The organism is Labilibaculum filiforme (genome assembly GCF_002843315.1).
GTDB classification, from domain to species: domain Bacteria; phylum Bacteroidota; class Bacteroidia; order Bacteroidales; family Marinifilaceae; genus Labilibaculum; species Labilibaculum filiforme.
Window position 1 is genome coordinate 142,293 of the sequence record NZ_MVDD01000003.1, and the last position, 22,416, is coordinate 164,708.

General features: G+C 36.4%; 13 protein-coding genes. 9 read left to right on the forward strand and 4 right to left on the reverse strand.

All coding sequences use genetic code 11. The annotated features are described in order from the left end of the window. Positions 1-51: 51 nt before the first annotated feature. Positions 52-1,671, reverse strand: a complete 1,620-nt coding sequence (locus BZG02_RS05420) for a sulfatase family protein (protein WP_101260400.1) — start codon at positions 1,669-1,671, stop codon at positions 52-54. A 513-nt stretch (positions 1,672-2,184) separates the two neighbouring features. Here BZG02_RS05420 and BZG02_RS05425 point away from each other — a divergent pair. The 3 genes from BZG02_RS05425 to BZG02_RS05435 all read left to right on the forward strand — a co-directional run bounded on the left by BZG02_RS05425 (position 2,185) and on the right by BZG02_RS05435 (position 7,065). Next, positions 2,185-3,588 carry a sulfatase family protein gene (locus BZG02_RS05425; RefSeq protein ID WP_101260401.1) on the forward strand — a complete coding sequence of 468 codons (1,404 nt, stop codon included), beginning with the start codon at positions 2,185-2,187 and terminating at the stop codon, positions 3,586-3,588. Positions 3,589-3,667: 79 nt separating this feature from the next. Further along, on the forward strand, positions 3,668-5,188 hold the full coding sequence (locus BZG02_RS05430) for a sulfatase family protein (RefSeq protein WP_101260402.1): 1,521 nt from the start codon (positions 3,668-3,670) through the stop codon (positions 5,186-5,188). A 17-nt stretch (positions 5,189-5,205) separates the two neighbouring features. Then, on the forward strand, positions 5,206-7,065 hold the full coding sequence (locus tag BZG02_RS05435; protein ID WP_101260403.1) for a sulfatase family protein: 1,860 nt from the start codon (positions 5,206-5,208) through the stop codon (positions 7,063-7,065). An 86-nt stretch (positions 7,066-7,151) separates the two neighbouring features. Here BZG02_RS05435 and BZG02_RS05440 read toward each other — a convergent pair whose 3' ends face one another. Then, a complete protein-coding gene (locus BZG02_RS05440; protein ID WP_101260404.1) occupies positions 7,152-8,372 on the reverse strand; it encodes a hypothetical protein in 1,221 nt (406 codons plus the stop codon). 177 nt (positions 8,373-8,549) lie between these two features. Between BZG02_RS05440 and BZG02_RS05445 the strand changes: the two genes are divergently transcribed. Next, positions 8,550-10,367 carry an FAD-dependent oxidoreductase gene (locus BZG02_RS05445; RefSeq protein WP_101260405.1) on the forward strand — a complete coding sequence of 606 codons (1,818 nt, stop codon included), beginning with the start codon at positions 8,550-8,552 and terminating at the stop codon, positions 10,365-10,367. Between the two features lie 16 nt (positions 10,368-10,383). On the opposite strand, the gene BZG02_RS20980 is transcribed toward BZG02_RS05445, so the two are convergent. Further along, entirely contained in the window at positions 10,384-10,560 is a 177-nt protein-coding gene (locus BZG02_RS20980) for a hypothetical protein (RefSeq protein ID WP_218972149.1), read from the reverse strand. Here BZG02_RS20980 and BZG02_RS05450 point away from each other — a divergent pair. Genes BZG02_RS05450 through BZG02_RS05460 form a run of 3 tightly spaced genes read left to right on the forward strand, consistent with a single transcriptional unit; the run spans position 10,559 to position 14,250 of the window. Continuing rightward, positions 10,559-11,695, forward strand: coding sequence for a glycoside hydrolase family 117 protein (locus tag BZG02_RS05450; RefSeq protein WP_218972150.1), 1,137 nt, complete (start codon positions 10,559-10,561; stop codon positions 11,693-11,695). The two genes, BZG02_RS20980 and BZG02_RS05450, sit on opposite strands and share 2 nt — an antisense overlap. A gap of 6 nt (positions 11,696-11,701) precedes the next feature. Beyond that, positions 11,702-12,811, forward strand: coding sequence for a glycoside hydrolase family protein (locus BZG02_RS05455; RefSeq protein WP_101260406.1), 1,110 nt, complete (start codon positions 11,702-11,704; stop codon positions 12,809-12,811). A 5-nt stretch (positions 12,812-12,816) separates the two neighbouring features. Continuing rightward, positions 12,817-14,250 carry a sulfatase family protein gene (locus tag BZG02_RS05460; protein ID WP_101260407.1) on the forward strand — a complete coding sequence of 478 codons (1,434 nt, stop codon included), beginning with the start codon at positions 12,817-12,819 and terminating at the stop codon, positions 14,248-14,250. Positions 14,251-14,330: 80 nt separating this feature from the next. Here BZG02_RS05460 and BZG02_RS05465 read toward each other — a convergent pair whose 3' ends face one another. Next, the gene (locus BZG02_RS05465; protein ID WP_101260408.1) at positions 14,331-17,252 is read right to left on the reverse strand and encodes a glycoside hydrolase family 2 protein; all 2,922 of its coding nucleotides are present in this window, start codon (positions 17,250-17,252) and stop codon (positions 14,331-14,333) included. Positions 17,253-17,800: 548 nt separating this feature from the next. Between BZG02_RS05465 and BZG02_RS05470 the strand changes: the two genes are divergently transcribed. After that, entirely contained in the window at positions 17,801-19,456 is a 1,656-nt protein-coding gene (locus BZG02_RS05470) for a sulfatase-like hydrolase/transferase (protein WP_101260409.1), read from the forward strand. A gap of 64 nt (positions 19,457-19,520) precedes the next feature. After that, positions 19,521-22,412, forward strand: a complete 2,892-nt coding sequence (locus BZG02_RS05475) for a T9SS type A sorting domain-containing protein (protein ID WP_180335643.1) — start codon at positions 19,521-19,523, stop codon at positions 22,410-22,412. Positions 22,413-22,416 lie beyond the last annotated feature (4 nt).

Here is a 22,416-nt window from a genome sequence, read left to right on the forward strand (position 1 = left end):
TCAATATTCTTGACGCCTTTTATATTTTAAATTATTTTTATAATAATCCGATTATTTATCCCAATATTCATCAACTATTTTCTTTATATGCGGAAATTTTTCATCCGTATCGCCAATCTCTTCACGTTGCAGCTTCAACTTCTCCTTCATCATTTTTTTCACCTCTGCATAGTTTGGATCATCGTATACATTGTTCATTTCCTTAGGATCTTTCGTCAAATCGTATAGTTCCCAAGCTGGAGGAGTATGCCTTGTAAAATCATTTCCCCAAGATGCTTTATTCCATTCTGCATCTGGATTATCGGTATCTACCCAATATTTGCCATAAAAGAAAATCAACTTATAATCTTTAGTTCGAATACCAAAATGTGCAGGATTTGCATGACGATGAGCCATGTGCATCCAATATCTGTAATAAGTAGCATCGCGCCAGTTTTCAGGTTCTTCCCCCGTTTCTAAAATAGATTTGAAACTTTTTCCTTGCATGTATTCTGGAGCTTTTCCTCCTGCCAGTTCAATTAAAGTAGGAGCAAAATCGGTATTATTAATAAGAGCATTCGTTCTCTGATCGGCCTTAATTTTCTCCGGACAATGAACAATAAATGGCATTCTCATCGATTCTTCGTACATCCACCTCTTGTCAATGTAATCATGTTCACCCAACATAAATCCCTGATCACCAGTATAAACAATAATTGTATTCTCCCACAATCCTTCTTTTTTTAAATAAGCAAACAAACGAGCCAAATTATCGTCAACACCTTTCACACAACGTAAATATCTTTTAATGTATTCCTGATAGGTTAACTTGGTATATTCAGGATCTGGGATACTTTGATCGATTCCCATATGCATTCCCATATTTCTAAGGGTATCACGGTGAGAAACCGAAGATCCTATTATATGAATTAATTCATCGTTATAACCTTTTGTTCCTACAGAACCATTGTTTTGGTTATCGTACAAACTAGCAGGTTCGGGAATAAAAGTATCCTCCAAATAGTCTTTATACCTTGGAGCAAACTCAAACATATCATGAGGTGCTTTATAATGATGCATCAAAAAGAATGGCTTGGTCTTATCTCTGTTCTTTAAATAATCTAATGTAATATCTGTAATCACATCGGTACTATAACCTTCTGTTTTTATTGTTTCTGTTTCCTTTGTTGCAGGGAACTCATATTTCATCCCTTTCTCGATAAATACCGGGTTAAAGTATTCTCCCTGTTCACCATGACCAACAAGTACTTTGTAGTAATCAAACGAGGATGGTTCATCATGTAAATGCCATTTCCCAATCATTGCAGTTTCATATCCCAACTTTTTTAGTTCTTGGGGTAAATATTGCTTATCTCCAATTTCACCTTCCAAATCGAGTACTCCATTTACATTGCTGTACTGACCTGAAATAATACACGCTCTACTTGGAGTACAAATAGCATTCGTTACAAAGCAATTGTCAAAAATCATCCCTTCTTTAGCAAATTCATCAATTGTTGGTGTTGGGTTAAGAGATGCCAAACGACTACCATAAATACCAAATCCTTGTGTCGTATGATCATCGGACATGATATAAATAATATTAGGTTTTTGTTGTACTTCCGGTTGCTTACAAGAAGTAGAAATTAGACCTAAAACGGCCAAAGAAATTCCAATTAAACTTGTTTTCATTGCTTATTTTACTTTTCTGTTATCTGAAATAGCAATAGAATGTATTTCATTCTATCCGATCTGATTGATAAATTTGATTTAAATTTAACAGATTTACCAATCACTAAAATTAAGCTATATAGAATAAAAATATGCGGTAAAAACGCATAAGAAAAGGGGGGTGAAATCGATTTCAAGTCACAATTAAACCATATATCAAGCTAAACTTAATTGGAAAAGTAATTATTTCCACAAAAAATAAGGCTTACTAAAACCTCAGTAATAAAGCAAAAAGCAACTATTATACTAGAGTCTGCCAATACGATGAAAACGAAAAAATTGCATAACTACCCCCAAGATCAAGCTAAAATACAAAAATGTATAGTTTCCTGTAAAGTTAAATTCAGACCCCCCTTATTTTGAACCAAAACATCCCCAAACTTCCTTCTGGTTAATTGTATTTTTGTATACAATTGATTCATTCAACTTGTTAAATAAATTTCATTTACCCAAAATTGAAAAAATATTATTGATATGAAAAAAACTGCATTTGCTATTTTATTCGCCCTCCTATCCTTCTCTGGTATTTCGCAAAAAAATGAAAAACCAAACGTCATCATTATTTTATCAGACGATCAAGGATTTGGTGATGTAGGATTTAATGGTTGCACCGATATTCCAACGCCTAATTTAGATCAATTGGCCAATAGCGGAGTAATTTTCACACAAGGATATGCTTCTCATCCCTATTGCAGTCCAAGTAGAGCTGGATTACTTACCGGACGTTATCAGCAGCGATTCGGACATGAAAATAATTTACCTTATACCGAGGCAAAAGTTGACGATGGACTTCCATTAAGTGAACTAATGCTTTCGGAATTGTTACAAAAAAATGATTACCAAACTTGTGCTATCGGCAAATGGCATTTGGGAGATTCGATTCAATTTTGGCCAAATAACAGAGGTTTTGACGATTGGTTTGGTTTTTGGGGTGGTGGCATGAACTACTGGGGAGATACTGGAAATCAACCTGCTACTGCAGGCGTTCTTCGCGATGGAAAGGTGGTTCCATCTTCGGAATTAACTTATTTAACCGATGATTTCACAAATGCAGCAATCGATTATATTGACGAATACAATAAAACAGAGAAACCTTTCTTTATGTATCTGGCTTATAACGCTCCTCATGCTCCTGTTCAAGCAACTAAGCAATACACCGATAAGGTAAAACATATTGAAGATGGAAAGCGCGCGGCTTATGCGGCAATGGTTGTTGGTATGGATGCAGGAATTGGTAAAGTAATTGATAAACTGAAGGAAACTGGTGAATACGACAATACCTTAATTTTCTTTTATAGTGACAATGGCGGACATCTTGGTGGTGCAAGCAGTGCACCCTATCGTGGACACAAAGGAATGTTATTCGAAGGAGGAATTCATATTCCCTTCCTTGTTTCATGGCCAAATAAAATTAAAGACAAACAAAAATATAATGAAACCATCTCCGCTTTAGATATTTATCCAACCATTCTTGAAGCCACAGGGATTAAGCATCCTAATTCAGAAAAATTAGATGGTGTGAATCTTTTTCCTTACTTAAAAGGCGAAAATAAAAATGCACCGCATGATGTTTTATTCTGGAGATATTCTGATGGTGCTGGATATGCAGTTCGTAAGGGAAAATATAAAATGGTACTATCTGGATATAAGAAAGAATTCTTTTTATTCGATATTGATAATGACCCATATGAGCACACAAATTTAAGTGCCGAACTACCAGCAAAACTAGCTGAATTAAAAGGTTTATATGCAGAATGGAACAAAGAAACCGTACCTGCTTTGTGGCAAGATCCACATGCTCAAAACCTATCCAAAGAGGAACAAAACAGACAAAACTTTATTGATGCTGCTACAAGAGGAGAAATGAAAAAGAAATAACAGCAGCTTTAATTTGCTTACAATACCTTTTATAAACGAACTGCCTGCAGTTTCAATTACTATACTAAAACTTAATTTTATGAAAAAAATACTACTTACAGTTAATTTGCTGTTTGTTTCGTTTTTTCTTTTTGCAACGAACCCTCCAAATGTAATTGTTGTACTGGCCGATGATTTGGGACTTGGTGATATTTCACATTACCGACGCATGCATTCAGACAATATTATTCTTGAAACCCCGAATATTGATCATCTTGCTAAAGAAGGTGTCGTATTTACCAATGCACACGCTCCTGCTGCACTTTGTGCTCCATCAAGATATGCTATTATGACCGGAAACAGTTGCTACCGTAGTCCGAAACCATGGGGAGTTTGGGGAGCTTATGAAGAATCGCCCATAAAAACCGATCAGTTGACCTTAGGAAAACTAATGAAACAAGCAGGATACCAAACTGCCTTTTTTGGGAAATGGCATTTAGGCGGTGATTACCTTCGCAAAGAGGACAAAAACACCATTTATAGAGGTCCTCGTTATAAACCGGAAGTAGATGTTGACATTACTAAAATTGCAGGAAATGGTCCCAAACAGCAAGGTTTCGATTATAGCCTATGCTTACCAGCTGGAATTCAAAATGTTCCTTACGCTGTTTATGAAAATGAGAATTGGATGCCTTTAAAGGATGACTCGAAAATCACCTATATCTCGCAAGAAAACATGAGCAAAATAGATGTTAAATTAGATAAGTCGGAAGGATTAGGAGATTCCAACTGGGATCCTCATAACATGGGACCTCTTTTAGCAGATAAAGCCGTTCATTTCATTAACGAACATTCGAATAAAAAAACTCCCTTCTTTATGTACTATTGCTCTCAGGCAGTGCATTTACCACACGCACCATCTGAGGAACTAAATGGCATTAAAATAGCAGGTACCACTCCATCGAAACACATGGATATGATTAAAGAATTAGACGTGCAAATGGGAATGTTGGTAAGTGCATTAAAAGCACAAGGCGTATACGACAATACCATTTTTATATTTACATCGGATAATGGCGGGTTGTTGGGAGATAAAAAAACCTTAGCTTCCGGGCATAGTCCTAGTGACATTTATCGTGGCGGAAAAAATACTCCTTTTGAAGGCGGACACCGTGTCCCTTTTATTACTGTTTGGCCAAATAAAATTAAAAGTTATAAAGTCTCCAACGAACCAATTTTAGGACTAGATATTTTGGCGACCCTTGCCTCGGTAACAGGACAAAAAATTACCACAGGTCAAGCAATGGATTCGTACAACCTTCTTCCTATTCTGGAAAATAAAGAAAAAGCAAGTTCTCATTCCTTTTTAATGGTACAAGGAGGAACAGGAAAAGAGGTGGTTTTAATTGAGGATGCTTGGAAATTGATTATACAAATCAGTAAAAAAGACAAAACCGATCAAATAAGAACTCCTATTGCGTTGTATAATATCAACGATAATCCGACAGAGAACGAAGAAAAAAATCTGATCCATTCTAAAAATCAGCAAAAGCGCATTAAAGCAATGTTCGAAAAATACAATACAATAAGAGAAAATGGTGATGCTACTGGTAACATTTAATAAGTAAAAACAATACTATGAACTTTCGAATTATTATAATTGGTCTCCTTACAATCGTTTCGCTTCAGAGCTCTTGCAGTATGGAAAAACCAACAGTACCTCCAAATATTGTTTGGATTACATCGGAGGACAACTCTAAACATTATATGAGTTTGTTTGACGAAAATGGAGTGGAAACTCCTAATATTGAAAAACTTGCAGATAACGGAGTGATTTTTAATCGTGCCTTTTCGAATGCTGCCGTGTGCAGTGCTGCCCGTTCTACACTTATTGCTAGTTGTTACGGACCTAGATTGGCTTCTCACTACCATCGGAAAATGGAATGTATTCAATTGCAGGATTCAATGGAAATGTTCCCTTCTTATCTGCGAAAAGCTGGTTATTATACAACAAATAATGCCAAAGAAGATTACAATATCATTAAAGCAGATAATGTTTGGGACAACTCTTCGAATAAGGCCAGCTGGAGAAATAGAAAAGAAGGTCAGCCATTTTTTCATGTTCAAAATTTAAATACAACTCATGAGGGATGTTTACACTTCACGGAAGATGAATATCCTACACACAAAACAAAATTCAATCCCGATTCATGCTTTGTACAACCAAATCATCCTCAAACAGATCTATTTAAATACACCAATGCATTCTATCGTGATAGAATCGTGCAAATGGATGAAGAAGTTGGCGATATCATCAATGAATTGAAGAAAGATAGCCTTCTTGACAATACATTTATCTTTTACTACGGTGATCATGGTGGAATTTTACCAGGAAGTAAAGGTTATTTATACGAAACAGGATTGCAAGTTCCTCTAGTTGTATATATTCCTAAAAATTACAGACACTTAATCGATTTAGAAAATGGAAGTATGACTAACGGTTTTGTAAGCTTTGTTGATTTTGGAGCCACAGTACTGAACCTTGCTGGTATAGAAGTTCCAAAAAACATGGATGGAAAACCATTCTTAGGTAAAGGCGTGAGCAAAAAACAATTGGAAGACAGGGATGAAACCTACTCTTATGCAGATCGATTTGATGAAAAATACGACATGGTAAGAGCGGTTCGAAAAGGCAAATTCAAATACATTAGAAATTACCAGCCTTTTAATTTCGACGCTTTGATGAATAACTACAGATACAAACAATTGGCGTATCAGGAATGGCGAAATTTGTATGACGCAGGACAACTAAACGATGTGCAAGCTGCCTTTTTTAAACCAAAACAAGCAGAAGCTTTATACGACGTTGAAGTTGATCCTTTTGAAACAAATAATTTGGCTCTGCATCCTGAATTTGCAACTAAACTTGCAGAAATGAGAACCAAATTGGAGACTTGGGAAATGAGTATGCCTGACCTATCGTTTTATCCAGAGTTTTACTTACTAAAAAATGCAATTAAGGATCCTGCAAGTTTTGGACAAGCACATAAAAACGAACTAAGCAGATACTTTCATATCGCTAACTTATCCCTTGCCGATTTTGCTTCCGTTAAAAGCGAAATAGAATCGTATCTTAAATCAACCGATCCTTGGGATAGATACTGGGCATTAATTGTTTGCAGTAGTTTTGGAGAGGCTGATTCTGAATTAATTTCCTTCGCTAAAGAAATCTCTAAAACTGATTCGGAACTAATTAATAAAGTACGTGCAGCAGAATTTCTTGGCTTAATAAAAGCCGAAAATCCAGTACAAGCAATTTCAAACGCACTTTATAAATCGACAGATGGCGCTGAGGCCTTACTTATTTTGAACACCATTGTGATGCTTCAAGATGGAGATCAGAAATATTCTTTTGACCTGAAGGTTAATAAGATTCAAAAAGAGGTATTGGAAAATAAACTCGTTGAACAACGATTAATTTATATGCAGCTTTTATAAGTTTCCGTACAAAGGAAAAATATAACAATTTACTTGAAATGAGTCTTAGAACCATAATGGTTTTTAAGGCTCATTTTTTATTGATATCAGAAGTCATTCTCAAAAATGCAATCATTATTCTCCGATTTCAAATGGATGTAATCTACAGATCCACTTCCATGAAAAATTACTGAAGTACCAACAATCTTACCAATCGATTTTGTATAGTTTCCTGAAAATATAACCTTATCGTTACTTTTCACAATCACATTTCGATCCTTATTAATAATCTCGGCATCAACCCAATGGTTGTGATCAACTACAAAATTAGTCAAATCGGAATTATTACCATTCACTAACTTTTCTCCCAATTGGTAATAACTAAACCGACTACATCCTTCCCCAACAAACTTAAATTGAATGCTTCCTTCGCTTCCCTCCAGAATTAGGCTGGTAGAATAGCAACGAACTGCTGGCCAATAGGAACTATTTTTAAAACGAGTTTTATATCTGAAAGAATCACCCGAGAATTCTGTTTTAGCAAAACAATCGATACGAACCACAACTATTTCGCTCGTATCAATACCAAGAGATCCGATGCTTTTCGATGAAGCATGAAAAACGCCATCACAAACATTTTTATTTATGGGTACCGGATAGTATCGATCAATTAAATCGGGTTTAAAATAATGTGCAAATATTTGCCAATCATGAGTCGGAATAAAAACAGCTACCGTATCCGAAACTACTGTATTTTCCACTTGAAGAAATGCTTGAAAATTTCCAGGATATTCATAAAAATGCGCATGTTTTTGTTCTTTTTTTATGGGAAGCTTTTTGGTTCCATCCCCAAAATTCAAGAAAATATTCTCTTTTGCTGTAGGAATTGTAAACTCAAAAAATGCTGTGCCCGGGCACCTTCCCTCCTGTTTTACCAACGCCAGTGTACATTTCTGAATCAATTCTGATTTATCGGAAGTCGTATTCGAAGCAATAAACCAAATCGCGCAGGCAATTGCAACAAGACCTATTGAAAATACCAAAACCAATTTATAGCTATTGACTATTGATTTTTGTTTTTCCTGAACATCAGCATATCCCGATAAAGCTTCCAGTGTACTATTTTGTGGTGCATAATCATCTGCTGTTTTTACCTTTCCAAAAAAGCGTTTTAAGGTCGCTACACTTATTAAAATTTTCGTTTCCTGATGAATTACAAAACTCAAATCCTCATAATCCCTATTTTTCCAGAATTGACTTTTCCCTTTAGCGAACTTCCGTTCGACAACACGTTTCAGTTTTTTATATGAATGCTTCTGATTATACAATAAAAGACAGATTAATTGAAATAAAATACAAGCTGATTATCAGTACGATAACTTGTTCATTCTTTTGATTTACCATTGAACACGCTAAGATCGAAATAATTTGTCACTATTCAATAAGTTTAAACTTAGAAGAGATTCAAATAAACAAAATAATCCCAAATCATAAAAACTTAACCAATGAAAAAAAGGAAACTACTAAAACTAAGCTTCACAAGTATTCTCTTACTGTTTATTCTACTGCTTGCAGGAATTACAAAAGCTCAAAATCGTCTTTTAATAGAAGCCGAATCATTTGAAAATAAAGGAGGCTGGAAAGTTGATCAGCAATATTTCGATATTATGGGCTCATCTTATTTGTTAGCTCACGGTATGGGGGAAGCTGTTGAGGATGCAACTACTAAAATTACATTCCCATCAAAAGGGAAATACTATATCTGGCTTAGAACAAAAGATTGGGCTCCTTACCCAATTGGTCCTGGAAAATTTACATTAAAAATTGGCAATGAATACCTTAAAGAGTTTGGTGCTACTGGAGAAAAAGGCTGGAAATGGTACGAAGGTGGCTCCATCACAATAAAAGAACCAGCTGATGTTCAATTAGTTCTAAAGGATCTTACCGGATTTGCAGGACGATGCGATGCTATTTATTTTTCCTCTAACAAAAAAGATGTTCCTCCTAATAATTTAGAAAGCATGAATTCATGGCGTAAAAAATTACTTGGATTAACAGAAACTCCAGAAACAAAAGGAAAATACGATTTAGTGGTTGTTGGCGGTGGAATGGCTGGAATTTGTTCAGCAATAACAGCTTCTCGCAGTGGTTTAAAAGTTGCTTTGATTCAAAACAGACCCGTTTTAGGTGGAAATAATAGTTCTGAAATTCGTGTACATTTAATGGGCTATATTGATAGAGATAACCATTATCCTGCATTGGGAAGAATCGTGCGCGAATTGGACAATGGAGATCCTCATAATGCAAACATTGATGGCGAAAAATATGGTGATCAGCGCAAGGAAAGCGTAGTAAATTTTGAAAAAAACATCGACCTCTTCTTAAATATGCATGCCTATGATGTAGAGATGGAAGGCGACAAAATTAAAGCAGTAATCGCACGCCATATTTCCACCAACCAAGAATTACGTTTTGAAGGGCGATTTTTTGTAGACTGTACTGGTGATGGATCTATTGGTTTTAAAGCTGGAGCAGATTGCAGGTATGGAAGAGAAAGTAAATCCGAAACGGGAGAATCCTTGGCACGCGACACAGCCGATACATTTTGTTTGGGAACATCGAACATGTGGCATGCTTCAAAATTCGAAGAAACCTCTACTTTTCCAGAAACAGCTTGGGCACTTCACTTTACCAAAGATTACTTTTTGGATGGCCCTACTTCGGAATGGTTTTGGGAAACAGGATTTGATAACTTCGATGCACTCACCGAAGCAGAGGAAATTCGGGATCATAACTTCAGAGCCATTTATGGAAACTGGTCGTACCTTAAAAATAATTTGAAAGAAAAATATCGTAATTATAAATTAGATTGGGTAGGATTTATTGGTGGAAAAAGAGAATCCAGAAGGCTTATGGGCGACTATATTTTTAGTGAAATGGATCGTGATCATACAAATTCAATACAAGCGGATGCATTTATTCCTACTACTTGGTCCATTGACTTACATTATCCGCAAGACGAAAATAGTAAGTATTTTAAAGGACAGGAATTTCTTTCAAAGGCGGTTCATAAAAGGGTAAAACCAGCACACATTCCCTATCGTTGTTTGTATTCAAGAAATATTAATAACTTGTTTATGGCCGGCAGAAATATCAGCACAACTCATGTTAGATTTGGTTCGACCCGAGTAATGCGTACCACAGGTTTAATGGGAGAAGTAGTTGGTTATGCCACTAGTTTAGCCATTAAGCATGGAACTGATGCTAGAGGCGTTTATGAAAAGCATTTAGAGGAACTTAAAAGCATTTTGAAAGGAGAATAAGTAAAAACTGTTTACTTCAATCAATAGTATCACACAATAAATCCATGAAAATGAATAAACTTTCAATAGCACTTCTATTCGCAGTTGCACTTTTTGCATCCTGCAATAGGAAACATCCCCAATCCGAATCTAAAGCATCCTTCCCATACTCCATTACTTCCGAAGCCGCGAACAGAGAAATGAGTGCTGCCATGAAACGAAGCTTTGAAAATTACAGTGGAGTTCATCCTGCTGATAATGAGCTATATACTCAATTCAAATACACTGAATTAAAAGGCTTAGATTACAAGGAACACGATGGAACAATTTCGCGTCGCGATCCATCCAAGGTAATCTTTGAAAATGGCAAATACTATGTGTGGTACACGTATCGAAATACAATAACTCCACCCATTGGAGCCAAGCGAGCTGCCGAAAGTACAGATAGCATTCCTTCTACGGATTGGGATTTATCGGAAATTTGGTACGCTACTAGCGATGATGGTTTTACTTGGGAAGAACAAGGTGTTGCAATCCCTCGGCCTCCAAAACCTGAAGTTGGCTGGCGTTCTGTTTCTACAACAGACATCTTAAAATGGAAAGAAAAATATTATTTGTATTACCAAGGCTTTATGGAAGCAAGCGGAAAAAGTGGAGACTATTGCCCTGTAGCAATGTCGTACGCCGACTCTCCTAACGGACCTTGGACACCAGTTAAAGGTGCGGTAATTGAGAATGGACCAGAAGGTTCGTGGGATCAGTATGCCATTCATGATCCATACCCATTGGTACACGATGGTAAAATTTATATCTATTATAAATCTGCCTTCAACCGTCCGGGAAATGTATGGGTTGCAGGAGGTTTAGCTATTGCAGAAAATCCACTGGGACCATTTAAAAAACACCCTTTAAATCCTGTATTGAACTCGGGGCATGAAGTAAGTCTCTTCCCTTTTAGAGAAGGTGTAGCAGCAATTACAGTAAAAGATGGCAACGAGCACTTTACCATTCAATATGCCAAGGATTGGGTGAATTTTGAAATAGCATCCATTTGTGAATTGGTACCTATTGCACCAGGGCCATTTGTTCCTGATGCTTTTACCGATACTAAAAATGGTCGCGGTATATCTTGGGGTTTGTCTCACTTTATAAATGCTGGTCAATCAGGAAAAAACTCACATTCGATATTGGCACGTTTCGATTGCGATTTGAGCCTTGACATTGATGATCCAGCAATGAAAACTACGGGTATCTATCACGATTTAAGTGTGTACTTTAAACAGGGATTGAATAAAAATCAATTGGATAGAATTACGAAAGAAAATAGATTGCGACAACATACAAACTAATTTATCATGAAAAGATTGATTCTTATAATGCTTATTATAAGCACAATAAATGCTTGCAAACAAGAGAAAAAAGTAAGCCCGGATTATAAAATAGAATTCGGCAAAGTAGCCAAAAACTCTGTTTTTTCAGGAGGCGACAGTTTAAGTCATTGGGGTGGCTCTGTTGTAAAAGGCAATGATGAACTATACCATATGTTGTACTCCCGTTGGCCAAAAAACATTGGTTGGGAATGGGTCAACTACTCAGAAATAGCTCATGCAACATCAGCATCTCCTTTTGGTCCTTATAAATTTAAAGATGTAGCACTTGCTGAACGAAGCACCGATTTTTGGGATGGCTCGTGTACACATAATCCTACGGTGCATCATTTTAATGGCAAATACTACCTCTATTATATGGGAAATATTGGTGATAAAAAGATTGTAAGTGTTCCTGGTAAAGCCCAAATTAATTGGATGCACAGAAACAACCAACGCATTGGTGTTGCTGTTGCTGATGATCCAAACGGTCCGTGGAAAAGATTTGACCAGCCTGTTCTTGATATTACTCACGGAGATTCATTGGCTCCTGATGCCTTAATGACATCAAACCCATCGGTTTGCCAGATGCCTGATGGTAAAATTCTGATGGTGTATAAAGCGGTTGGTAAAAAATTCCCATTGCCACAAGGAGGACCTGTTGTTCACATGGTAGCAATTGCTGATCGTCCTACTGGGCCATTCAAAAAATATCCAGATCCTGTTTTTCTAGAAGAAGGTGTTCGTTTTCCTGCCGAAGATCCTTATATCTGGTATCAGGATGGCAGATATCGCGCTATTGTTAAATACATTAAAGAGGAAGGAAAAACACGAGCTTTTTCTTTGGTTCATTACGATTCGGTAGATGGTATACATTGGAACAAAGCCAAAAATTTCGAAATTTCCGATCGCAGCATTACTTGGGAAGATGGAAGCACGCAACAATTCGATCATTTAGAACGCCCACAGGTTATCATCGAAAATGGAGTTCCTATTGCACTTACCTGCGCTGCTGACACCTACGATGAAAACCATGTGAGACAATCATTTAACCTTCAAATTCCATTGATAATCACTAAAGAATACAACGAACAATAAAGCAAATGAACCAATTCATATTCACACTCTCGATCATTCTATCTAGCCTAATTTTAAGAGCACAAGACCGACCAAATATTATATGGATTAACGGTGATGATTTGGGTGCAGAACTTTCTTGTTACGGTAATCCTGATGTTAAAACGCCAAATATGGATCAACTGGCAATACAAGGAACAAGATTTACCAGTGCCTATTCTAATGCTTCGGTTTGTTCAGCTAGTCGTTCTTCCATGATTACAGGAATGTACCCAACGGCAATAAATTGTCAGGATCATAGAACTATAAACAGGACTGAATTACCCGAAGGAATTCCAACCATAGTTGAATATTTTCAAAATGCAGGCTATTTCTGTACGAATGCTAGTGCCAAGAATTGGGACAAAAAAGGGAAAGAAGATTATAATTTTTTAGACAAAGTAAATTACGATGGAACGGATTGGAAACAAAGAGCAAAAGATCAGCCATTTTTTGCTCAAGTACAAATCAGCGATCCTCATCGCAGCTTTCATCACGATGCTGAAAATCCTATAAATCCGAAGACCGTAAAAAGTCTGCCTAAGTGTTACCCAGACCATCCTTTACTAAAAGCCGATTGGGCTTGGTATTTGGAAAGTGTGCAACATTGTGACCATTATGTTGGTGAAATTTTGAAACGAATAGAAGCGGAAGGTTTAGCCGAAAATACGATTGTTATTCTATTTGGTGATCATGGTCGACCTCATTTACGCGACAAGCAATTCTTATACGAAGGCGGAATAAAAATCCCGTTAATTATTCGTTATCCGAATAAAATAAAAGCCAATAAAATTGATAATCAATTAGTAAGCTTGGTTGATGTGGCTGCCACTTCTCTTCAGCTAGCAGGAATTGCTGTTCCTGATTATATGCATGGTCAGGTATTTTTGGGAGAGAAAGCTGAAAAACGGGAATACATTTATGCTTTTAGACAACGAACTGGAGATGCTGCCGATAACATTCGAAGTATTTGCGATGGCAAATATAAACTAATTTGGAATCGAATGCCTAACACTCCGTGGATGCAGTTAAGTAGTTACAAGAAGCTTCAGTATCCTGCCTTTACCTTGTATCAGCAACTTTATAAGGAAGGAAAATTAAACGATGCCTACAAACAATTTATGGCACCTGCTCGACCCGAAATTGAGCTTTTTGATCTGGAAAAAGATCCCATGGAATTGAATAATTTGGCGAGTAATAAGAATTATAAATCCGTAAAGGAAAAACTTTTTGAAAAGCTTTCGAACAAAATGGAAGAATTTGAAAGAAATCTGATTCTAGAATCAGATGAAACCATTAGCCAAGCAAAAGCAACAAGTGCAGTTTATTTTAAGGAAAGTATGGAGAAAAGAAATCTCAATGAGCATATCAGCAATTCAGATTTATTAAAATACTGGGAAAATTTGCTATTGAAACCATAAAATAAACAAGTTCAAACCTAAAAAAGGCATTTGTCATTAGAGAAATCTAATGACAAATGCCTTTCCTTTTTAGATCGTTCCTATTTTGAAAACCATTCACTTAATTCAAATGCATTTAACCAAACACCTTTGTTTGTTTTTGCATCCTTAAATACAACTTTTACAGGATTAACTCCATCGGAACAAAATACTGTTTCTGCAGTAGCTACAGGAGTAAATTGCATCTCCTTCCCTTCGGTTACTTTTACAACAGAAGAAAGTGTATCATCAACATTTATGGAAATCTCTTTTGCGTAGGGCAAAAGATGAATATGTAAACTCTTTAGCTTATCTACATTCGTATCCATTTCATCGGTATTGGTTCTGGGAGCATGATGCCAGGAAGTTAACTTGTAGGTCCCTTTGGGTAGCTTAGAAAACTCGAGCGTAATACCCTCTTTATCCAAACCAATAACTCCTTCACCATAAGCAAAACCATACTTTCCAATTACATTCATTTCGCCCAACCAACGCAAAACACCATTGGTAGAATTAGCATATACTTTCGCTTCTACACCGCCCAATAAGTCCAATTTTGTAGTAGATGGTTGATTATCTTCAGCACTCCAAGCTGTCCAGCCAAACTGCACCAACTGATCGGGAGCTCCCATATCCACTCGAATTTTTTCAAAATCGTAAATAGGTTTTGCATTTGCCAAAATCCTATCATTTTCTTTGTAAACCGAATTAAATGTGACACTTGCAGACTTTAAGCCTTTACTTTTCGCACTTAATTTTATTAGTCCGGGATTTGTACCTGCTTGAATCAAAACTGGAGCTTCTCCTGTTTCAATAAACATTGGATTGGCATTAATTCCTGCTTTATCGCAATAAATACTGGCTGGACCAGAAATCGAAAATGCAACCTCTCCTACCGAATCGCGAACTAGAGTTCCATTTTTATCTACCACCTGAGCGTAAGCCACTAAAATATCCGATCCATCGGCTTCAAACTTACGACCTAAAGTATCCAAAACAATTCGTAAACTTCTTGATTTTTCAGGTGTTCGAATAGTTTTCGAAACATATTCTTTTCCATCTTTATAACCTATAGCTTTCAGCTCTCCAGCTTCAAACTTGCTCACTTCAAACCAATAAGGAGGATGATCTAATCCATAGTAAATAGAATCATTCATTGGCTTTTGTTTGGCTATTGACTTTCCATTAACAAAAAGCTCTACCTCATCGGCATTGCTATAAATAGTTAAGCTTTTGGTACTTGTTTTCCAATCTTCTTCGATATGCAAATACGGCTCTTTTCTCATCTCGGAAGGATACCAAAGCAAGCCTTTTTTAGGCTGACGAAAAATGGTCATTGCACCACTTCTGGTTCTATCTTTCCTACTTTTGTACTTCGGATGAGTAGGATGAAAAGTATAATATGCATGAGCGGTCCACGATATAATCCCTATCATTTTAGGATCTCTTTTGTGAATGGCAACTTCCACTGGTCCCGAATGACCTTCCATAGCCAACATTGGTTCCGATCGATCCCAAATAAATGGACCATACAACATATTTGCATTGATATCGGTCAAGCCAGAGCTCTGCCATCCGGTCCAGCGAGATCCTTGCGAAGCGGTTAAACGAGTAGGATCTTCCTGCTTTATTGCATAATGTGCCCGAGGAACATATCCTCTATGATTTACACCAGCTCCCCAAATTACAATGGAAGGATGATTTCTATGATTGCGAACCATAATTCTGGCTGCCTTTTCGAAATTATCCCACCACAACGGATTGTTAGAAATTGTACTCCACGTTGGAGCCTCTTCGTACACCAAAATACCTAACTCATCACAAGCATTCATTAACGCATTATCGTGAGGATAATGAGCAGTTCGAACCACATTAAATCCCAACTGCTTAAATTGAAGCATATCCTTGTAATGCAAAGAGTTAGGAAGCGCATCGCCAATATAAGCGTAATGTTGATGACGGTTAAAACCAATCAAATCAATAGGCTTTCCATTAAGGATAAAACCCAATTCATTATCCAATCGAAAACTTCTGATTCCCAACTTGTTTTCTAAACAATCAACACTCTTCCCATCAACAATAACCTCTGTATTTACCCGATACAAATAAGGGTTTTCAATATCCCACAAATGTAAATTATCTTCTATTCCGCCAATTTGATCAAATTCAACATCAGCCCCAGCTTTAATTTCTTGCTCCGAAACCAATTTCAACACAACAATATTATCGGCATCAATAATTCGATTAATTACCTTGCATGTTTTTTGCTCGCTAGCTTCATTACGAACAACTGTTTTAATATCAATCGTCGCATTCCTATTAACAGGATCAACTGTAGGTGTGGTAATGGTAATTCCTGCTTTTAAAGCTTCGTAGTTATAGGTAATGTGTACCCGATCTGTCTCTACCAAATAAACATCACGATACAAACCACTAAATTTCACATAGTCGAAAGGACCAGCATCTGGTGGAATTGCATCATTTCTTCGATTATCTACTTGTAAAGTGATTTGATTTTTGACACCTCGATTAACAAAATCCGAAATATCGAAATGAAATGGAGTATATCCAGTAACTGCAAACTGACCAACATGCTTTCCATTTACCCATAAATCGCTTACCTGATGAGCTCCTTCAAATTCAAGAAACACCTTCTTATTAGGATCTTTAGTTACGCTTATATTTTTTCGATACCATCCCACATTCCGTTGAAAAGTAGGCTGATCTTTCCCATCTTCGCAAAAATCAAGCGTAAGAGATGTAGGTTTAAGTGTATGCGGAACACTCACCGTTTCCCATGCATCATCGTTAAAATCAGCTAGAAAATACTTTCCTTCGGCATTCCCCAAATGAAATTTCCAACCGGTATTGATACATTGCTTTGTTCGATTAGAATCAGGATAAGCTTTTGGCAATTCTGTCGCGTTTACCAGCAAACAATTCAATAAAAAGACAAAGCTTACGAATAGTTTTAATTTTCCCATAGTGATATATTAATTACAGTTTATTATCGGTTTATAATAATACTTGATTTATTGCAGTGGAAAGGGGAAAATATAAACCTAAAAGAAGGGATATTTAAGAAATATATGACAAATAAGGATAGTCTGAGCTCTTAATTGAAAAGAATCCGAAATTATAAAGAATAAAAAGAAAGAATCCAGATGGTCGAACTTAGAATAAAATTAAATTCCTTTTTTTAACATTTTGCAAATTATAAAGTCAATTTTTATTTACGATAATAAAAACGATAAAAAATTATCGCGGAAATATTTTGTAAAGTTTTTTTATTAGTAATCGCCTCATTTACTGTTGTTTTTAAATTTTAACTTTTTTAGATCTTCCAAAAAATGTATGTCCCCTTTCGATTTCAGAAAGTAATTTTAATCCATACTCACAATTTCCCCCCTCATCAAAGTAGAAATTGTTCATTTGCAAACGATGTCAATTCCATAAATTTATCTGGTTATCGAATAGAAAATAAGCACAAAGACTTTATCTATTCTTTCAGGACTTCTAATACAAAAAACAAATGAACATTTTAAAAAATAAAAAAAGACTACTAAAAATTGTCTTTACAGTAAGCCTGTTGGCAATTTCATTTCATTCTTTTTCGAAAACTAAAAAAGATAAAAACAAGCCAAATATTATTGTGGTATTTGCCGATGATATTAGTGCTCGAGAAATTCCCATATACGGATCGAGTGTTTGGAGCCCGCCCGAAGGAGGAAATACATCCGATACCAACTACAGAGCAAAAACTCCAGTGATGGATAAAATGGCAAAGGATGGATGCTGGTTTTCTACAGCATGGGGCGCAACCGTATGTTCTCCTAGTCGTGCTATGATGATGACCGGCCGTTATGCTCATCTTCATAAATGGTGGCATAACGGAGATCTTGGAAGAGGCATCAACGAGAAAGGGAAAAAAGGAATTTGGCCGCTTTACGAAAGTTGCCCTCACACCATTGGTTTTGTTGCCAAAAAAGCTGGATATGCAACATATTGGGCTGGGAAAACACAAATGAAAGGTAGCGACGTTCGTCTATTTGGTTTTGATGAAGGTTGTTTAACTCCTGGAGAACAAGGTGCTGAAAAGAATCCTTATACCGATTTTGTGGTTAGTAATAAGGTCGTAAATGGCAAAAAACTTTTAATTAATGAAGATACTGGAAAAGAAGTTAAATACTATGCTCAAACCGGTTGGTACTGGAAACCTCATATTCGTTTAATGAATCATCCGGCAGCAAGCAATAGCTTGGAATGGTGGCCAAATACTGCCGAAACTCAAAACGATTTTGGCTTGAATACCTATGGTCCGGACGTAGAATTAGACTTTATTTTTGATTTTATGGATAGAAAGAATAAGGAGGACAAGCCTTTCTTTATCTACCACACAAGTCACTTAGGACATGATGGATGGGATTTTTTTAATCCGGAAACCAAAAACAAATGGCCTGGCACACCAAAACTGGAATGGAAAAACGGTAAATATATTAGAACAACTCCGAATGTAACTGGAGATAATGGTGTTTACGATACCCATGGAACAGTTACTGAATCGGGAATTCATAATCAAATCAACTACCTTGACTACCAATTATGGCAATACATAAATAAGCTTAAAGAAATGCAAATTGAGGACAATACAATTTTAGTTTTTTGCGCTGATAATGGGACTAGTAAATATGGAAAAGGAAGTCAGGAATCACAAAAAGGCGTTCATGTCCCCTTAATTATTTATGCTCCAGGTTTTGAGTTAACCAAACAAGGGAAACAGGATATCCTAGTAAATCTTTCGGATATATTACCAACCATTGCATCTATTACCGGAGTAAAAATACCCGATGATTATGAAATTAATGGAGTTAGTTTATGGCCTTACCTTACTACTAACCAAACAGAACATCGGGAATGGATTTATGCCTACAAAAAAAACAAACAATTAATTCGAAATAATAAAGTTTTACATGATGGCGATGGGAAATGGTACGATGTTCGTGAATATCCTGACGATTTGATCAGCTTTCCGATTATTCCTAAAAATACATCTGCAAACAAATACAAAGTAGAACAAGAAAAATTGCAGAAAATTCTTCCTCAATTTGACTTACATGAGGCAGAACATGATGCTCCCAAGAATGCTAAGAACAAAATAATCAGTGATCTTGAATTGAATAAAAAATAAAATTAAAAAAACATAGGCAACTATCCTTAATTCCAGTTGTCTTCACTACTAAACAAATAAATTTATGAATTACATCCGCAGAACAATAATTATAAGCTTCCTGCTTTCTTTATCATTTGTAACAACGGCTCAACTTGATGAAGTCTATTTTAAAAAACTACAAACAGAAAAAGTGACCTCGAGTGATGAAGTAGAATGGACACAATTTGGTCCAGGCATGTCAGGATACTGTGAGGAATTTTGGTGTCATCCAACTGATGAAAATGTGATGTTTATGTCTCCAGACATGTATAATAGTTATGGTTCCTGGGACAATGGGAAATCATGGCAAACTATAAAAGATGTGGATGGTAATGGCAAAGACATGCGAAGAATTCAGTCCATCACCTTCTCGCATCAGAATGCTAAATTTGGATTGGCCATTGATGTACGTGGTCATTTATACAGAAGTTGGGATAAAGGGCGAAACTGGCAAAGGGATGCTTCTAAAGATTTTGGTGGAAAACATTCCGAATTAGCTGTTGATCCATCAAACGATAACAATTGGTATATGGGAGGTGGTGATTTTTGGAATGTAAAAGCCAATCATCGCAGCAAAGACAATACTCTTGGTTACGTATACCCATATGCTGCCTACGGACATATTTATAAAAGTACCGACAAAGGTCATACTTGGCAGAAAAAAACTAATGGACTGCCATCAACACTTGATGTTGGTAAAATTATTGTTGATCCTACAAACTCTAATAATATTCTTGCTGCAACCAATTCGGGTGTGTATAGAAGTACAGACCAAGGGGAAAACTGGACTTTAAGTGGTTCCGGATTACCTAACAATCTGCCTCGTGACATGGATTATTATTATAATAAAAAGGACAATGAATTTGTGCTATACGTATTGGAACAAACTGTTTTTAAACCAAATGGAAATTCAATATCTTCGATAGGTGGAGTGTACAAAAGTACCGATCATGGAGCAAGTTGGACAAGTATAACTGGTAACCTGGCAATTGACTTAACACTGGTTACAAGTTACACTTCGCGTGATAAATATTATAAATCAGTTGCTTTTTGGTTGGGTATCACAAAAGAACAAGCCAAAACAAAATATCCAAACTACCCAAATAAAGCATTATCAGTTTTTAACCGGATAAAAGTTAATCCTAATAATAAAGATGAAATTTACTTGAATCACAACGTAAAGCACGACATGGCGTTTGGTCCTGGAGACATCTGGAAAACTAGTAATGGAGGTTCAAAATGGATTGCAACTGCCCGAACAGGATCCTATTGGATTGATAACAAGGATAATAATTACTGGACAAATATCCGAAACAATCCTACTGACATGAACACCACATTTGCTCACCTTCATCACCACATGACAGAACGGGAAGAAACCTGGGGAAACCGTTTCCTTGAAATCAACAGTAAAGGAGAAGTTTTTGCCTGTATTGAACAACAAGTTATGCGTTCGAACAACAATGGAGAAAGCTGGCAACAAGTAGATGATAACGAAACCAAGTCAGGAAGCAAAAATTGGATCGGCCGAGGAGATAGTAACCTTCCCGGACGCTACATGCTTTTAGAAACAGGTATCAAAGAAAGATACTTATTTTGCAGCGGTGAGCATGGTTTATGGGAATCTGGCTATTTAGATGGATACCCTGATAAAATGGCTATCCCTGTTCATCAAATCGAAGGTCAAAATAATACAAATGGAGCTACTTCCATTGCGTCAGTAGCAGTCAATCCAAAAAATCCGGATGAAATATACATCTTAATGTTCCGACAAGATCACAGAGGTCAGCTAAGAAAATCAACCAACGGTGGAAAAACCTGGCAAAATGTTTCGAAACCTGTAAATTGGAGTGCCGATGAATCTGGCGATATGATGTTTCAATACTCCTTACTGCTTGATTACAAGAACCCTAAGAATATTTATTTTTGTATGCCCGAAAATGCAATCGCAGAAGTAAGCAGTAATAATGTTCCGAGCGCATTTAAAGATTTTGGTGTTTACCGAAGTCTTAACGGAGGTTCTTCTTTTACGATTGAAAACACGGGTCTTCCAGCTAACTCTAGTGTCCGTAGAATTATTATGGATCCAACAACACCAACCACCTTATATGCTGCAGTAAACGAAAGTAAAACAAAAGTAAAAGGTGGCTTATTTAAAACAACAGATCAGGGTAATCATTGGACAAAAATGACGATTCCAGGCGAAATACTATCTGTAAACAACGTATTTATCGATAGAAACACTAAAAACATATTTATTTCGTGTGGTAGGTACGAAGGAACAATGGGCGAAGGTGGTGTGTGGAAAAGTACAGATAAAGGGAAAAACTGGACTAAAATATTTGAAATGCCATACATTTGGCAAACAGAAACGTCTCCTGTAAATTCGAAGATTATTACTGTAGTTGCAGCTCTTCCTCATGAAAACAAAGGAGCATCAATCTTTAACCCTGGTGCTTATCTTTCTTTAGACGGAGGCGATTCGTGGAAGAAAATTAATAATAACATAGGACAACCTGATGAAATCCCTGATTTTAAACCAGATCCATATACCGAAGGGATTTATTGGTGCGCACTAAAAGGCAGTGGATGGTCTGTTGGATATAGTAAAAACATCACTGAAGGTTGGGCTAAAGAGAATCTTAAAAATGATGTTGTAGGAATTAACATCCTGGATTTGAACAACGAAAGCATTAAACTTTTCCCTAATCCGGTTAAAGACATCTGCAATATTGATATAAAACTTGATAACAAAAATGCCGATGTTCAAATTGATATAATTAATATGAATGCTCAATCCGTACTACATCTTCAAAAAAATACGTCAGAAAGAATTAGTTTCTCAACACAAAACTTAACCCCAGGTATGTATATCGTATCTATAAAGATGAATAATACTGAATATAGTAGACGATTCATGAAAATATCAGAATAGACAA

Excerpts from the sequence above, each read along its gene's own strand:
- BZG02_RS05455 (WP_101260406.1), top strand. The coding sequence starts at position 11,702 with ATGAAAAGATTGATTCTTATAATGCTTATTATAAGCACAATAAATGCT.
- BZG02_RS05450 (WP_218972150.1), top strand. The coding sequence starts at position 10,559 with ATGAAACGAAGCTTTGAAAATTACAGTGGAGTTCATCCTGCTGATAAT.
- BZG02_RS05460 (WP_101260407.1), top strand. The coding sequence starts at position 12,817 with ATGAACCAATTCATATTCACACTCTCGATCATTCTATCTAGCCTAATT.
- BZG02_RS05465 (WP_101260408.1), bottom strand. The coding sequence starts at position 17,252 with ATGGGAAAATTAAAACTATTCGTAAGCTTTGTCTTTTTATTGAATTGT.
- BZG02_RS05420 (WP_101260400.1), bottom strand. The coding sequence starts at position 1,671 with ATGAAAACAAGTTTAATTGGAATTTCTTTGGCCGTTTTAGGTCTAATT.
- BZG02_RS05430 (WP_101260402.1), top strand. The coding sequence starts at position 3,668 with ATGAAAAAAATACTACTTACAGTTAATTTGCTGTTTGTTTCGTTTTTT.
- BZG02_RS05470 (WP_101260409.1), top strand. The coding sequence starts at position 17,801 with ATGAACATTTTAAAAAATAAAAAAAGACTACTAAAAATTGTCTTTACA.
- BZG02_RS05425 (WP_101260401.1), top strand. The coding sequence starts at position 2,185 with ATGAAAAAAACTGCATTTGCTATTTTATTCGCCCTCCTATCCTTCTCT.
- BZG02_RS05445 (WP_101260405.1), top strand. The coding sequence starts at position 8,550 with ATGAAAAAAAGGAAACTACTAAAACTAAGCTTCACAAGTATTCTCTTA.
- BZG02_RS05475 (WP_180335643.1), top strand. The coding sequence starts at position 19,521 with ATGAATTACATCCGCAGAACAATAATTATAAGCTTCCTGCTTTCTTTA.
- BZG02_RS05435 (WP_101260403.1), top strand. The coding sequence starts at position 5,206 with ATGAACTTTCGAATTATTATAATTGGTCTCCTTACAATCGTTTCGCTT.
- BZG02_RS20980 (WP_218972149.1), bottom strand. The coding sequence starts at position 10,560 with ATGGCAGCACTCATTTCTCTGTTCGCGGCTTCGGAAGTAATGGAGTAT.